Genomic DNA, 14,339 nt, shown 5'->3' with positions numbered 1-14,339 from the left:
GCGACCGCGGAGATCCGTCGCACTGCCGAGGAAATCCGCCAGGAGCTGGAAACGGCGCGCGCCGACATCAAGCGCGGCGTGTTCGAGCTGCCGGACGAGGCGCGCGAGAGCACCGAGGCCATGCGCCGTGCCGTCGCCGACCAGATCCGCGCCCTGCGCGACCTGTCGGATGTCGTCTCGCATTCGGGCCGTGCTTTCGACGTGTCGAGCCGTGGCCCCGAGCGGAGCCAGGCACCCGCCGAGCCGCAGGCCCGGACCGCGGCGCCGAGCTACACGCAGTCCGCACCGCGGCAGTCGGCAGCGGCCGCCGTGGCGCCCCAGCCCGAGACGCCGGTGTTCACCGCCGAGAGAACAGATGTGGAGGACCAGATCGCAGCGTCCTTCATGACCGACGGCATCTGGCGCATGATCTGCGTGGCTCGAACTACGACACGGCCGGCCGCCGTGCACAGGCCCCGGCCGCCGCGCCGCGGAGCGAGGCCCCGGCCCGTCCTGCACCGGCATCGGCGCAGCAGCGCACGCCCACGGCACCGCTGCGTGCTCCGGCCCGTCCCGCCGCATCGGCACCGAGCGCTGCGCGCAGCGAGCCGGCCGCCGATCGCGGAACCAGCGAGCCGGGCGGCTGGGTCTCCGACCTCCTGCGTCGCGCGTCGCAGGATGAGGACGACAACGCTCCCGTCCAGCCGGCGGCGCCTGCCGCGGGCCAGGGCCGCAACCCGACGGCGCCGGAAGGCCGTTCGCCGGACCATGTGGTGGAATCCCTGAACTCGCTGTCGGTGGATATCGCCCGGGCGATCGACCACAAGGCGTCGATCGAATTGTGGGAGCGCTATCGCAAGGGTGAGCGCAACGTCTTCACCCGCCGCCTCTACACGATGAAGGGGCAGCAGACCTTCGACGAGATCCGGCGCAAATATCAGCGGGACACCGAGTTCCGTGCCGCGGTCGATCGCTATATCGGCGATTTCGAGACGCTTCTGGCCGACATCGCCAAGAGCGACCCGGACAATGCCCGCAGCCGGACCTACCTCACCTCGGACACCGGCAAGGTCTACACGATGCTGGCCCATGCCTCGGGCCGCTTCGACGCCTGATCCAGGCGAACAGGCGGCCGCCATCCGGCGGCTGCTCCCGGCACATCCTCGGCCACGGACGATTTTTTTCGTCCGTGGCCGAAGTTTTTTGGCGGGGCGAAGGCGCCATGCCGCGCTCCGTTAAGAGCTGAGACCGCGCTCGAAGGCACCGAGGCGCCAGCGAACGGCCTGCTGCCTCCGCTTCAGGGTCGTCGCGAACAGGCACGCACCGGCGCGGTGACCACGTCCGGCGGCCCTGCCGTCACCCACAGCGCGGCGTCGGCGTGGCAGCTCGCGGCCAGTGCTGCTCCGCCCGCAATCCCCTCGGATACTGGCTTTCCCGTGCAGATCCCACGATCGAAAGCCCCGACGGAGCCGGCGCCTGGCTGCCCGTCCCGGGCGCCGTCACAGCGCTGTCCGATACCTCTCGGCCACCCTCGCGAATTGCCGGCCCCGCCAGCGTGGTTGCCGAAAGGCAAACGACGACGCTGCAATTTGGCCGGACGCCTTCAACATCGCGAAAGTATAGCTGGTAACAAACCGCCTAAAATTCGATGCAAATGCGGTGACTACATTTCGCTTCAAAGTAAAATGGAACGCGCATTGTCTCCTCACGAACGAGGAGAAAGCACATGCAGAACGTCATCAAGCAGGTCGCGATCGCAGCAGGGTTCCTCCTCGCCATGGGCGCGGGGACGACGAGCGCCGCGGCGGCCCCTGCCATGGCCACGACCAGCCAGACCTCCCAGCCGGTCGGTCATTACGAGTTCTGCAAGAGCTACCCCAGCACCTGTACCCGCAACGCCTCGGTCGCCGTGGTCAAGCTGACCCGCGAAGTCTGGGCTCAGATCGTCGAGATCAACACGGCGGTCAACACCAACATCTTCCCGCGCACCGACGCGGAGATGCACGGCGTGCCGGAGCTCTGGTCATATCCGACCGTCCAGGGCGATTGCGAGGACTTCGTTCTGCTCAAGCAGTACATGCTGGAGCGGGCCGGCATTCCGGCCTCGGCAGTGCTGATCACCGTGGTGCGCCAGCCGAACGGCGAAGGTCATGCCGTGCTGACGGTGCGCACCGACCAGGGCGACTACGTTCTCGACAACCTCGACGACCGCGTCCTGGCGTGGACCGACACCGACTACCAGTATCTCAAGCGCCAGTCCGAGCGGAACGCCGGCAAGTGGATGGCCATCGCCGACGACCGCAACCTCCTGGTCGGCAGCGTTCGCTAAGGCGAGCCGGTCGAAGGATCAGGCAGACACAAAAAGAGCCGGCCGTTTTCACGGCCGGCTCTTTTGTTTGCCGGGTCGAATCGTCGGTGCGTCTACTCGAGGTCGATGTCCAGGATCGTCATGGTGAGGTGGTAGGACAATTCGCCCTCCTCGGTATCCTTCGCGAGCAGTCCGACAAACTCGTCGTTGAGATAGACTTCCGCCGAGTCGGCACTCTTCGGCAGCGCGCGGACCTTGATGTCGGCGGTCTTGAAGCTGCTCCTGAGGTAGGCTTCGAGCTTGCGGATTTCGTCGGGCTTCACAGCATTCTCCTGGATCGTCTGGGGCGCCTGTAGCTAGGCGCCGGTCACTCGTTTCAATCCTCGGACGCCGCTCAGTCGTTCCGTTCGAAGCACTGGTCCATCGCCCGGGCCGGCTCGTCGCAATCGCCGGCCGATCCGATGACCCGCGCGGGAATGCCGGCCACGGTGGTATGCGGCGGCACTTCCTTCAGCACCACCGAACCCGACGCGATCTTCGAGCATTCGCCGACGCGGATATTGCCGAGGATCTTCGCACCTGCCCCGATCAGGACGCCGCTGCCGATCTTCGGATGGCGGTCGCCGAATTCCTTGCCGGTGCCACCGAGCGTGACGTCCTGAAGAATCGAGACGTTGTCGCCTATCACGGCGGTGAAGCCGACGACCAGCCCCGTCGCGTGATCGAGGAAGATCCCGCGTCCCATGCGCGAGGCCGGGTGGATGTCGGTCTGGAAGACCACCGAGGAGCGCGCCTGCAGATAGAGTGCGAAGTCGCGCCGCCCGGCGTTCCACAGCCAGTGGGCCAGCCGGTGCGTCTGGATGGCGTGGAAGCCCTTGAAGTAAAGCAGCGGCTCCAGATAGCGCTCGCACGCCGGGTCGCGGTCATAGACCGCCTGAATGTCGGTGCGCAGCGTCGCACGGAAGCTGTCGTCGGCATCCAGCAAGTCGGCGAAGGCCTGGGCGATGGTGACCGCCGGCAGATCCGGATGGTCCAACCGCTGCGACACGCGATGAATCAGCGCCGCTTCCAGGCTGCGCTGGTTGATGATCGTCGGATAGACGAAGCCGGACAGAACCGGTTCACGCGCCGCGACGTCCTCTGCCTCCAGCCGGACCTGGGCCCATATCGGATCGACGGCCTGAAGGGTCTCGTGGGAATGCGAGCTCATGCTGCTCATGGAAGTCTCCCGGTCGGGATGCGCCGAAACGGCGCCTGCTCACTGTCAAAGATAGGCGCGCGAGGCCATCAGGGGAAGCCGCGGCGGCGGAACGCTGCGTTCCGCCGCCGCGATCGGCCCGCGCGAGGTTCGGTGCGCGCCTCAGCCAGCAAGCGTTGCAAATCCGTGCCGGGCGAGAAATTCGAGGATCGCATCGCCGAAAACGTCGTTGCGGTCGCCCGCAACCATATGCCCCGCACCGGCGATGTCGACGAACTCGGCCGCAGGGACGAGGACGCGGAATTCGTCGATCTCGGCACTCGTGACCATGTCCGAGCGGCCACCGCGCACCAGAAGCGTCGGAATGGTCAAGGCCTGCGCGGCAGTGATCATTGCCGTGCGCGCCGCGTCCCGGCGCATGGCGACGCTGTTCGGCCCGTCGATGAATGCCGGGTCCCAGTGCCAGCGATAGCGGCCATCGGCGGAACGGCGCAGGTTCTTGGCCAGGCCCTTCGACGATCCCGAAGGTCGCCGGTTGGGCAGATAGGCGGCAACCGCCTCCGCCGCTTCCTCGAGGCTGGCGAAGCCGTCGGCCAGCCGGTCGGTCATGAAGCGATGGACACGGGCGACACCGTCCTCGTTGAGACTCGGCGTCACGTCGACGAGGATCAGCGCGGCGAAGCGGTCAGCCTCGCCCTGCGCCAGCAGGCTGGCGATGCCGCCCAGCGAAGCACCGACCGCCACGGGCTTCGCCCCGGACTCCAGGGCGATCGCATCCGCCAGCGCGCCGGCATCCGCGCCGAAATCGAAGAAGCTGTAGCCGCCGCCGGCGATCCATTCGCTGTCGCCATGGCCGCGCTGATCGACGGCGATCGGCGACAGGCCGCGCCCGGCCATCCGGCCGGCGACATGCGACCAGGCCTGCCGTGTCTGCCCGCCGCCATGCAGCAGCAGCACCGGATGACCGTCCGCTACCGGACGGTCGGCGACGAGACGATGTCCGCCGGCCCCCATCCATTCCACAGGGCGCGTGGTCACGCGGCCTCGCCCAGGAAGCGCAGGACCTCCGCCTTGAAGGTGCGGTCGCCGACCGAAAGCATGTGGTCCCGACCCTCTATCGCGAAGACCCGGGCATTCGGCATCAGTGCAGCGAGCGCGTCGGGCGAACCGGCGATGTCGTCGGTAGTGCCGACGCCGATCAATGTCGGCTGGGCGATCCGCCCAACCTCCGCCTCGGTCAGTTCCTGCCGCGAGGTCGAGATGCAGGCGGCCAGCGCATGCCGGTCGCTGCGGGTGCGGTCGGCAAAGGCCCGGAACATGCGGCCGCGCGGATCCGTCACGTCGTCGAGCGACGGTGCCAGCAGCGCCGCGGCGATCGGGTCCCAATCGCCGACGCCCTCGACGAGGCCGATGCCGAGACCGCCGAAGACGATCCTCGAGATCCGCCCCGGCGCCGCCAGTGCGGTGAAGGCCGATACGCGCGCGCCCATGGAATAGCCGAAGATCACGGTCTCGCCGATCTCGAGATGATCGAGCAGATTGACCACGTCGCCGGCCATCTTCTGCGGCGTGTAGGCCGCCTCGTCCTGCGGCTTGGCACTCTGGCCATGGCCGCGATGGTCGAAGGCGACGACGCGGTAGCCGGCCTCGTTGAGCGTCTTCACCCAGCCCGTGTCGATCCAGTTCACCCGCATCGACGAGGCGAAGCCGTGGACGAGCAGCACGGCGGGCCGGTCGCGCTCGCCGGTATCGGTGAAGGCCAGTTGCAGACCGTCGCTGGTGAAGGTGTCCATGGCTGCCATTCCCGTGCTTTTCCGATCAGACGTCACAGGCGCATTAGAGCCATGACGGAGGTTTCGCCACCCCCTGTTCATTCGCGACCGGCGCCATTATGGTCCGCGCCATAGCGCAACCGAGCCGAGGGCGAGCCGCAATGGCCGGGCACACGATCCCCCATTTCCAGAACGATGCCGGACATGATCTGATCGAGGTCGGCGTCAACGAATTCATGTGCTGCGGCGCCAACCCGCCGCACGACCATCCGCATGTCTATCTCGACATGGGCGACGAGGGCGAGATGGTCTGCAGCTACTGCTCGACCCTCTACCGCTACAATTCCTCGCTGAAGGGCTGGGACACGATTCCTCCCGGCTGCCAGTTCGAAGAGAAGGCCGCCTGACATAGGCGCCATCGACCGGACGCGGCCGGTCGTCATCATCGGCGCCGGCATGGCCGGCCTGACGATGGCGCTGGAACTGGCGCGCCGCGATCGTCCCTGCATCGTCGTCGAGCGCGCGCCCCGGCTGGAAGAGGTCGGGGCCGGCCTGCAATTGTCGCCCAACGCGTTGCGCGTTCTCGCCCGTCTCGGCGATCTGAACGATCTGAAGGCCCGCGGCACGGTCGCCGAAACGGTGACCCTGCATGCCGCCCGGACCGGCCGTCCGATCGCATCGGTGCCGGTCAGTTCGGCCGACGGAACGCCCTACCTCTCCATTCACCGGGCCGATCTCCAGTCCTGGCTCGCACGTACCGCCGCGGCCTCAAGCCGGATCGATCTTCGGCTCGGCCGGGACATCGGCGTCGTCGCACGGGACGGCGGCGATCTGCGCGTCGAAGCCATCAGCCCTGACGGCACCGAGATCCTGCAGACGACGCTCGTCATTGCCGCGGACGGCGTGAACTCGCCCACGGCCCAACGGCTTGGCCTGGAAGGACCGGCGGCGACGGGCGCCCTTGCCTGGCGCGGCCGCGTCACCGGCGGCCCCATGCCGGCTGGCGGTATCGAAGCCTGGCTGGGCCCGCGGCGTCATGCGGTCGCCTACCCCATCGCCGGCGGAAGGGAGACGAATCTCGTCCTCATCGAGCCTGCGAGCGGTTCGGTGGACCCGGCAGACCTTCCGGCGCGCTTTTCGAAGTGGGACCGACGGCTCGGCGCGATGATCGCGGCGGTGGGCGCCTTCACCGCCTGGCCGCTGAAAGCCGTGCCCGGCGCGCGGCCCTGGCGGCATCTGGGCGACCGCCTGATCCTGATCGGCGATGCGGCGCACGCCATGCTGCCCTATGCGGCGCAGGGCGCGGCCATGGCAATCGAGGATGCGGCGGTGCTGGCCAACCATCTCGATCGCGCCGCCGACTTGAGCAATGCATTGCGGGCCTACGAGACAGAGCGGCGGCCACGGATCGACAAGGTCCGGTCGCGGGTCGGTTTTCACCGCTTCGTCTACCACCTGCCGTTTCCGCTCAGCCTCGGCCGCAATGCGGTGCTGGCATCGCGCTCGGCGGCCAGCCTCGCCGGCGATCTCGCCTGGCTCTACGACTGGCGCCCGCCCAAGGATTAATCAGCCGGACACCGCCTTTCGCGGAACAGCGGCACCGGTGGAACGTTCCTGCCTCGCCTCGACATGGGTGCACCGGCCAGCCGGCCGGCAGCCATGGCGGGCGGGAGGACTGGCACCGGACCGCGAAACCGGCCGTGCGACCTCTCAATGCTGCAAGGGACGGTTTCGAAAAGGTCATTTACATGCCGAAAAGTAACAGGACCGGCAGGTTCGTCGGTGTCGCCGCGCTGGCGGCCTCGACAGCCCTCTCAGGGCCCATCGCCGCTTACGCGCAGGAGGCGGCGACTATCCGCGTCGCGCAGGCCGAGGAATTGTTGCCGCAGGATGCGGCCCCTGAGCCGGAAGCTCCGGCTGCGCAGGAGCCCGCCCCGGTAGAGGAAGCCGCACCGGTCGAGGAGCCCGCCGCCGAGCCGCAGCCCGCTCCCGTCGAGGAGCCGCAGCCTGAGCCGGCACCGGAACCCGAGGCACCGCCGGCCGAAGCCCCGGCAGAAACCGTCGCGCCTGAGCCGGAGCCGGCAGCCGAAGCCCCCGCTGAGGAACCCCAGGCTGAAGAGCCCCAGGCTGAAGCACCGGAGGTCGAGCCTGAGCCGGCTGCCGAGGAAGCGGCCCCGACCGAGGCCGAAGCCCCGGCGGAACCCGTCGAGGAAGCGGCTCCAGCAGCCGAGCCGGAGGCCGGCGAACCGGCAGCCGAGACGCCGGTAGAGGAGCCGGCCGCCGAACCCGAAGCCCCGTCCGAGCCTGCGGCGGAAGCCGCGCCCCAGGATGTCGCACCCGCAGCGCCTGCGGCAGAGGATGCGGAAGCGCAGACGGCCGAGCCGGCCGCCGAGCCGCAGCCGGACGCCCCTGCCGAAGCAGCGGAGCCGGAGAGCACCGACGGCGCTGCGCCCGCGGCTGACACCGCCGAACAGCCGGCGGGAACGTCGCCTGAACAGCCGGCCGACCCAGCAACCGGGGAGCAGCCTGCAGCCGACCAGCAGCCCGCCGCCGAGGCCACCGCGCAGCCCGAGCCGACCGCTCCGGAATCGCAGCCGGAAGCGGTGGACGAATCCGTCCAGACCGAGGCCGTGCCGGAAGGCGGCGTCGCCGCGAGCGACGCCCGCGTCCAGCAGCTCGCCGAGCCGGTGGAGGTGACTCCGATCACCGCCGAGGAAGGCGAACGGATCGAGGCGCCGAACGCCGCGGCGGCGGACGGCAGTGCCGGCAGCACCACGACGAACAACACGGTAATCAACAACAGCACGACGACCAACAACACCGTCGTGAACAACACCACCGTCAACCAGCAGGCGCCGCTGCCGCCGGGCGTCGAGGTCGTCGACCGCGTCGGCAATCGCGACATCCTGTCGATCGTCGGTGCCGGCGCCGTCGGCGCGCTCGCCGGCGGAGCCGCGGCCTATTTCATCCGCGGCAATGACGACGACCGCATCGCGGTCGATGCGCAGGAGCGTTATTACGACCGCCTGCGCGGCGATCGCACCCGCGAGACGGTGGTCCGGCCGAACGGCGTCCAGGTGGTGACGATCACCAACCGTTACGGCGATGTGGTGCGCCGCTCGCGCATCATGCCGGACGGAAGCGAAGTCGTGCTGTTCTACGATCCGTATCAGGACGACGAGCGTCAGGACGACTATTACTACAGCGACGTCGGCGCCGACCTGCCGCCGCTCGACCTGCGCATCCCGCGCGAGGACTACATCGTCGACGTGACGGATCCCGACGAGGAGCTCTACTACCGGACCATCGTCGCCCCGCCCGTCGAGACCGTCGACCGCATCTACTCCCTCAACGAGGTCCGCCGGTCGGAGCGCGTGCGCGACAAGGTGCGCCGCATCGATCTCAGCACGATCAACTTCAACTTCGGATCGGCGGAGATCACCCAGGAGGAGGTCGGCGACCTGCGGGCCCTGGCCGATGCCATCGCACGGGTCATTGCCGAGAACCCGGACGAGACCTTCCTGATCGAAGGCCATACGGACGCGGTGGGCAGCGAGCGGGCCAATCTCGCCCTTTCCGACCGGCGCGCCGACGGCGTCGCCACGGCACTGACCCAGTATTTCGACGTGCCGCCGGAGAACCTCGTCACCCAGGGCTATGGCGAGCAGGACCTGAAGGTCGATACGCAGGCGGAGAACCGCGAGAACCGGCGGGTCACCGTCCGGCGCATCACCCCGCTGGTCAAGCCGGTCAACACCGCCCAGCGTTAGGCCGGACGGTCACACCCGAACAAGGAAAGGGCGGCCCTCGGGCCGCCCTTTTTCGTTTCCGGGATGCAGCCTCGTCGATGTGGCTCCAGGCGGAGCGCCAATCCAGGTCCGCGGCACTACACCGCGGAGGAACGGTGGCGATGACCTGTCCGACACATCGCAGAGCGCCTGCATCATCTGTGAAACCGCGAGCCGAACCTGAAGTCCGATACGCACATGATAGCTGCGATAACTGGCCTGTCGCCGAACCACTTTGCAGGTCAGGTCGAGCCATATGCCGCAGCGCAGGCTGGATGGCGATATCCGGACGCAAAAGGGCGGCGCTTGGACCGCCCTTTTCGATTCTCCACGATCATAGGATGAGATCAGGACACCCCGCCCCGGAGCCCGTCAGTCGTCGTCGTTCGTAGGGCGTTTCGAACCGACCGACAGGAAATCGCCGAACGGTCCGAGCGGCTCGACATAGCTCGCCAGCACCTTGAGAGCGACCATCACGGGCACGGCCAGGAACATGCCGACGACGCCCCAGATCCAGCCCCAGAACGCCACCGACAGGAAGACCGCGGCCGCGTTCATCTCCAGCCGGCGGCCGACGATCATCGGTGTCACGAGCTGACCCTCCACCGTCGTGCAGGCAAGATAGACCAGCACAGGCGCCAGCGCGTTGGACAGGCTGCCGAACTCGGCCAGCGCGATGACGCCGACGAGGAACATGCCGATCAGCGCGCCGATATAGGGGATGAAGTTCAACAGCGTCGCCAGTGCGCCGAAGATGATCGGCGTCGGCATGCCGACCCACCAGAGCAGCGTGCCGATGGTCAGGCCGAGGGTGACGTTGATCAGCGTGATCGTGAACAGGTAGCGCGACAGTTCGCGCTCGATCTCGTGGGCGATGTTGAGCGCCCGCTTCTTGTCCGACAGGGTCGGCATGGCACGGACGAGCTTCTGGTAGAAGAGGTCGCCCGATGCCAGGAGGAAGAACAGGAAGACAAGCGAGAAGCCCACCGAGGCGACGATCTGCGGCGCTGCGGTCGTCACATTGTCCAGAAGCCCGGGGTTCTTGACGACGACCTCGTCGGGCTGGCCGTCATTGGGCGCGTTCCGCGCCGCGGCCTGCTCGACATTCTGCTGTGCCGCCTCCAGCCGGGCGAACCGCTCCTGCACCGAGCGCAGTTCCTGATCCACGGCGGCGGCGTAACGCGGCGCGTCGTTGACGATGTTCGTGATCGGATCGCTCAGCATGTAGAAGCCGAGCACCATCGTCACCAGCGCGCCGACGACGAGAAAGAAGGCCGAGATCGGCTCCCAGATCTTCAAGCGCCGCCGCAGAAACCGCACCACCGGGCTCATGACCAGCGCGAAGAGCAGCGCGATGATGACCGGCAGGACGAAGCTCGCCGTCAGATACAGCGCCCCGAACAGCAGGATGAAGAAGATGCCGATCACCGCCCAGCGCGGGCCGGCTTCAATATGCTGGTTGGTGACGAGGCCGATCGTCGGGGACAGGGTGGTGGAGCGCTTGTCTTCACGCCCCTCGCTCGATCGTTCAGACAATGGCGCATCCCCTCGGTCAGATATGCACCAACGGCCTGATCACAATGAGGTTCCCTTGCCGTCACGAAGGAACGGCATCAGGCAATCCGGCGCCGTCCGCCCTGCTCCATCGGCCCGCTGCGGCCGATGTCCGCCGCGCGAGTGTCAGGCGGCGTGCTAGTGCAGGATCTGCGACAGGAAGAGCTTGGTGCGCTCGTGCTCGGGATTGGTGAAGAACGCCTCCGGCTCGTTCTGCTCGACGATCTGGCCGGCATCCATGAAGATGACGCGATTGGCCACCTGCCGCGCGAAGCCCATCTCGTGGGTGACGCACAGCATCGTCATGCCCTCTTCCGCCAGCCCGACCATGACGTCGAGCACTTCCTTGATCATCTCGGGATCGAGTGCCGAGGTCGGCTCGTCGAACAGCATGATCTTCGGGCTCATGCACAGCGAGCGGGCAATGGCGACGCGTTGTTGCTGGCCGCCGGAGAGCTGGCCCGGATATTTGTGGGCCTGCTCGGGGATCTTGACCCGCGAGAGGTAGTGCATCGCCACCTCCTCGGCCTTCTTCTTGGGCGTCTTGCGGACCCAGATCGGCGCCAGCGTGCAGTTTTCCAGGATCGTCAGATGCGGGAAGAGGTTGAAGTGCTGGAACACCATGCCGACCTCGCGGCGCACCTCGTCGATCTTCTTCAGATCGTTGGTCAGTTCGATCCCGTCGACGGTGATGGTGCCCTTCTGGTGTTCCTCCAGCCGGTTGATGCAGCGGATCATCGTCGACTTGCCGGAGCCCGACGGCCCGCAGATGACAATCCGCTCGCCGCGGCGCACGGTCAGGTTGATGTCACGCAGCACGTGGAATTCCCCGTACCACTTGTTGACGCCCAGAAGCTCGACCGCGATCTCGTCGGAGATAGCCATGCGGTCTGCATTGCCCGGCTTGGTGTCGATGTCGACGGCCATGGGAGATTCCTTCAGCTTTTGTGTCCGGTATCCAGTCGCCGCTCGGTGTAGATCGAGTAGCGCGACATGGAGAAGCAGAACAGCCAGTAGATGAACGCGGCGAAGACCAGGCCGGTCGCTGGTGTGGTGGGGGTGATCCAGTCGGGATCGTTGAAGCCGCGCCGGACCGTGCCCAGAAGGTCGGCCAGGCCGATGATGTAGACGAGGCTGGTGTCCTTGAAGAGCCCGATGAAGGTGTTGACGATCCCCGGGATCACCAGCGTCAGCGCCTGCGGCAGGATGATCATCCGCATCTTCTGCCAATAGGTGAGCGCCATGGCGTCGGCGCCCTCATACTGCCCCTTCGGAATCGCCTGCAGGCCGCCGCGGATGACCTCGGCCATGTAGGCGGCCGAAAACAGCGCCACGCCGACCAGCGCCCGCAGGAGCTGGTTGAACGTCACGCCCTCCGGCAGGAACAGCGGCAGCATGAAGTTTGCCATGAACAGCACGGTGATCAGCGGCACACCACGCCAGAACTCGATGAACACGATGCAGAACAGGCGCACCGCCGGCATCGACGACCGCCGGCCGAGCGCCAGCAGGATACCCAGCGGCAGCGACGCTGCGATACCGCTGACCGCCACGACCAGGGTCACCATCAGGCCGCCCCACAAATTGGTGGGAACCGGCCGGAGCCCGAAGTCGCCGGTCATCAGCACGATGAAGGCCAGCGCCGCGAGGGTCGGAACCAGCAGCCCGAAGACGCCCGCCCCCTCGGACCCGGCATGGAAGCCGGCCCAGACCGCGAGCGCGATCGCCGCCAGCGACGCGACGAATGCGGCGACCGAGAGGATCGAGAACCGGTAGCCGAGGAAGCGGAACAGATCCGCATCCACCGCTGCCGAAACCAGCAACAGCAGGAGCGCCAGACCGGCGAAACCGGCGGCGATCTTGACCGGCCTCTGCGAGATGTCGACGTCGGGCTTGGCCAGGACGCTGCTCAGCGTGGCGACGGCCGCAACCAGGAAGACCAGCGCCACCGTGCCGCCGGCGAAGCGGAACTCGCCGCCGGTCAGGAGCACCAGCGCCACGAACGGGAACACCGCGAACAGCAGGATCGCATTCAGGCGCTTGTGGGGCATCCGCGGGATCGCGAGGCCGGCCACCAGCAGCGCCAGAAGCACCACCGTGACGTCGATGCGCCAGCGTTCGCCGAACGGATAGACGCCGTACATGAACTGGCCGAATTTGGCGCTGACGAAGGCCCAGCAGGCGCCGCCATGGCCGCCATCCTCGACGAGGCACGCGGTGCGATCGCTGCCGGTGAAGACAGCATCGAGCCACGCCCAGTTGAAGATGTTCATCGCGGCCCAGACGATGAATGCGCCGGCGATCACGCTGAGGACGCTGTCGAGCGGCGTCGCGAAGAGGTTGCGGCGGACATTGCCGATGAACCCGACCTCGCTGGGCGGGGGCGGCAGCGGCAGCTTTTCCTCGGTGGAAACGAAACGGGCGACTTGTTCTTCCATGATCTATTCGCCCCCGATCATCGCTCGACGAGCGCCATTTTGGCGTTGAACCAGTTCATGATGAGCGACACCGTAATGGAGAGGCCGAGATACACCGTCATCCAGATCACCACGACCTCGATCGACTGGCCGGACTGGTTCAGGACGGTCGAGCCGACGGCGACGAGTTCGGGATAGCCGATCGCCAGTCCGAGGGACGAGTTCTTGGTCAGGTTGAGATACTGGCTGGTCAGGGGCGGAATGATCACCCGGAACGCCTGGGGCACGACGACCAGCCGCAGCAGCTTGCCGCGCGTCAGTCCGAGCGCCGAGGCGGCCTCGGTCTGTCCCTTCGAGACGGACAGGATGCCGGCGCGCACGATCTCCGCCACGAAGGCCGCGGTGTAGATCGACAGGGCCAGCCACAGGGCGATGAATTCAGGTCGTATCTGGATGCCGCCGGCGAGGTTGAAGCGCGTCGCGGTGGGAAACTCCAGCGTCGCCGGGATACCGGTGGCGACGAAGACCAGCAGCGGCAGGCCGACGATCATGCCGATGGCCGGCCACAGCACCGGCCGGCGCTCGCCGGTGGCCATCTGATGCTTCTTGCTGCGCCGCGCGTAGAGGATTGTGGCGGCGGTTCCCACGGCAAGGGCCGCAAGCGTGGCCCAGGCGACCGGCTCGAACAGGATGGCCGGGATCTGCAGGCCGCGATTGGTCAGGTAGACGCCGACCGGGCTCTCGTCGATGCCGCGCGGCCCGCTCAGAACCGACAGCACGCCGAAGTACCAGAAGAGGATGACCAGCAGCGGCGGAATGTTGCGGAAGGTCTCGACATAGACGGTCGAGATCGAGCGGACGAGGAAATTGCGCGACAGGCGCCCGATGCCGACGAGAAAGCCGACGATGGTCGCCAGGATGATGCCGCTGATCGCCACGACCAGCGTGTTCGCGATCCCGATGAGGATCGCGTGCCCATAGGTGGCGTTGCTCGAATAGGTGAAGGGCGTAATGGCGATGTCGAAGCCCGCCCGCTCGGCGAGGAAGCCGAAGCCGGACGCGATATTGGCGGCTGCGAGGTTCCGCGCCGTGTTGTCGACGATCCACCACGTGAAAAGCGCGAGACCGACCACCAGGGCGACCTGGATGACGATGCTGCGGACCGTTGGATTGTTCAGGAAACTGGCCCCGCCGCCCTGACGCGGCACGGAATGGGTTTCGACGGTCATCTACGCTCCCGGGCGTTGCGGAAGTTGACGATCCCCGGCGGCCGCAAGGGGCAAACGGGCCATGCCGGGCGGGCCGGACGCGACAGACGCGCCC

General features: G+C 67.2%; 12 protein-coding genes and 1 pseudogene. 5 read left to right on the top strand and 8 right to left on the bottom strand.

Going from position 1 to position 14,339, the window contains the following annotated elements; translation table 11 throughout:
• Window positions 1–416 precede the first annotated feature (416 nt).
• Both SI859A1_RS22085 and SI859A1_RS08835 read left to right on the top strand, forming a co-directional pair.
• Window positions 417–1,094: pseudogene (locus SI859A1_RS22085) on the top strand (apolipoprotein A-IV repeat region-like domain-containing protein); the annotation flags it as partial.
• A gap of 611 nt (window positions 1,095–1,705) precedes the next feature.
• Window positions 1,706–2,308, top strand: coding sequence for a transglutaminase-like cysteine peptidase (locus SI859A1_RS08835; protein ID WP_009209447.1), 603 nt, complete (start codon window positions 1,706–1,708; stop codon window positions 2,306–2,308).
• A 92-nt stretch (window positions 2,309–2,400) separates the two neighbouring features.
• Here SI859A1_RS08835 and SI859A1_RS08830 read toward each other — a convergent pair whose 3' ends face one another.
• From SI859A1_RS08830 to SI859A1_RS08815, 4 genes are all read right to left on the bottom strand, one after another.
• On the bottom strand, window positions 2,401–2,610 hold the full coding sequence (locus SI859A1_RS08830) for a DUF3126 family protein (RefSeq protein WP_024350566.1): 210 nt from the start codon (window positions 2,608–2,610) through the stop codon (window positions 2,401–2,403).
• Between the two features lie 71 nt (window positions 2,611–2,681).
• A complete protein-coding gene (cysE, locus tag SI859A1_RS08825; protein ID WP_009209446.1) occupies window positions 2,682–3,506 on the bottom strand; it encodes a serine O-acetyltransferase in 825 nt (274 codons plus the stop codon).
• Window positions 3,507–3,647: 141 nt separating this feature from the next.
• Window positions 3,648–4,523 carry an alpha/beta fold hydrolase gene (locus SI859A1_RS08820; protein ID WP_244400954.1) on the bottom strand — a complete coding sequence of 292 codons (876 nt, stop codon included), beginning with the start codon at window positions 4,521–4,523 and terminating at the stop codon, window positions 3,648–3,650.
• Window positions 4,520–5,278, bottom strand: coding sequence for an alpha/beta fold hydrolase (locus SI859A1_RS08815; protein WP_040326413.1), 759 nt, complete (start codon window positions 5,276–5,278; stop codon window positions 4,520–4,522). Before SI859A1_RS08815 ends, SI859A1_RS08820 begins: the two co-directional genes overlap by 4 nt.
• Before the next feature lie 140 nt (window positions 5,279–5,418).
• Here SI859A1_RS08815 and SI859A1_RS08810 point away from each other — a divergent pair, with 140 nt between their 5' ends.
• The 3 genes from SI859A1_RS08810 (at window position 5,419) to SI859A1_RS20875 (ending at window position 9,027) form a co-directional block, all read left to right on the top strand.
• On the top strand, window positions 5,419–5,664 hold the full coding sequence (locus SI859A1_RS08810; RefSeq protein ID WP_024350562.1) for a zinc-finger domain-containing protein: 246 nt from the start codon (window positions 5,419–5,421) through the stop codon (window positions 5,662–5,664).
• A gap of 1 nt (window position 5,665) precedes the next feature.
• Window positions 5,666–6,823, top strand: a complete 1,158-nt coding sequence (locus tag SI859A1_RS08805) for an FAD-dependent monooxygenase (RefSeq protein WP_338024750.1) — start codon at window positions 5,666–5,668, stop codon at window positions 6,821–6,823.
• A 182-nt stretch (window positions 6,824–7,005) separates the two neighbouring features.
• Window positions 7,006–9,027: an OmpA family protein gene (locus SI859A1_RS20875; protein ID WP_081451357.1), complete on the top strand. Its 2,022-nt coding sequence runs from the start codon at window positions 7,006–7,008 to the stop codon at window positions 9,025–9,027.
• Window positions 9,028–9,417: 390 nt separating this feature from the next.
• Here SI859A1_RS20875 and SI859A1_RS08790 read toward each other — a convergent pair whose 3' ends face one another.
• The 4 genes from SI859A1_RS08790 to SI859A1_RS08775 all read right to left on the bottom strand — a co-directional run bounded on the left by SI859A1_RS08790 (window position 9,418) and on the right by SI859A1_RS08775 (window position 14,245).
• Window positions 9,418–10,581 carry an AI-2E family transporter gene (locus tag SI859A1_RS08790; RefSeq protein ID WP_148233783.1) on the bottom strand — a complete coding sequence of 388 codons (1,164 nt, stop codon included), beginning with the start codon at window positions 10,579–10,581 and terminating at the stop codon, window positions 9,418–9,420.
• Window positions 10,582–10,737: 156 nt separating this feature from the next.
• Entirely contained in the window at window positions 10,738–11,484 is a 747-nt protein-coding gene (locus tag SI859A1_RS08785) for an amino acid ABC transporter ATP-binding protein (protein ID WP_009209440.1), read from the bottom strand.
• A 53-nt stretch (window positions 11,485–11,537) separates the two neighbouring features.
• The gene (locus SI859A1_RS08780) at window positions 11,538–13,037 is read right to left on the bottom strand and encodes an amino acid ABC transporter permease (protein WP_009209439.1); all 1,500 of its coding nucleotides are present in this window, start codon (window positions 13,035–13,037) and stop codon (window positions 11,538–11,540) included.
• A 17-nt stretch (window positions 13,038–13,054) separates the two neighbouring features.
• Window positions 13,055–14,245 carry an amino acid ABC transporter permease gene (locus SI859A1_RS08775; protein ID WP_009209438.1) on the bottom strand — a complete coding sequence of 397 codons (1,191 nt, stop codon included), beginning with the start codon at window positions 14,243–14,245 and terminating at the stop codon, window positions 13,055–13,057.
• Window positions 14,246–14,339 lie beyond the last annotated feature (94 nt).

This window comes from Aurantimonas manganoxydans SI85-9A1, assembly GCF_000153465.1.
GTDB lineage: Bacteria > Pseudomonadota > Alphaproteobacteria > Rhizobiales > Rhizobiaceae > Aurantimonas > Aurantimonas manganoxydans.
The sequence above is the reverse complement of the archived record's forward strand: the minus strand, read 5'-3'. Positions and strand labels throughout refer to the sequence as shown.

Bases quoted from the DNA above. Each gene is read 5' to 3' on its own strand.
- SI859A1_RS08785 (WP_009209440.1), bottom strand. From the start codon at position 11,484: ATGGCTATCTCCGACGAGATCGCGGTCGAGCTTCTGGGCGTCAACAAG.
- SI859A1_RS08815 (WP_040326413.1), bottom strand. From the start codon at position 5,278: ATGGACACCTTCACCAGCGACGGTCTGCAACTGGCCTTCACCGATACC.
- SI859A1_RS08835 (WP_009209447.1), top strand. From the start codon at position 1,706: ATGCAGAACGTCATCAAGCAGGTCGCGATCGCAGCAGGGTTCCTCCTC.
- cysE (WP_009209446.1), bottom strand. From the start codon at position 3,506: ATGAGCAGCATGAGCTCGCATTCCCACGAGACCCTTCAGGCCGTCGAT.
- SI859A1_RS08780 (WP_009209439.1), bottom strand. From the start codon at position 13,037: ATGGAAGAACAAGTCGCCCGTTTCGTTTCCACCGAGGAAAAGCTGCCG.
- SI859A1_RS20875 (WP_081451357.1), top strand. From the start codon at position 7,006: ATGCCGAAAAGTAACAGGACCGGCAGGTTCGTCGGTGTCGCCGCGCTG.
- SI859A1_RS08775 (WP_009209438.1), bottom strand. From the start codon at position 14,245: ATGACCGTCGAAACCCATTCCGTGCCGCGTCAGGGCGGCGGGGCCAGT.
- SI859A1_RS08810 (WP_024350562.1), top strand. From the start codon at position 5,419: ATGGCCGGGCACACGATCCCCCATTTCCAGAACGATGCCGGACATGAT.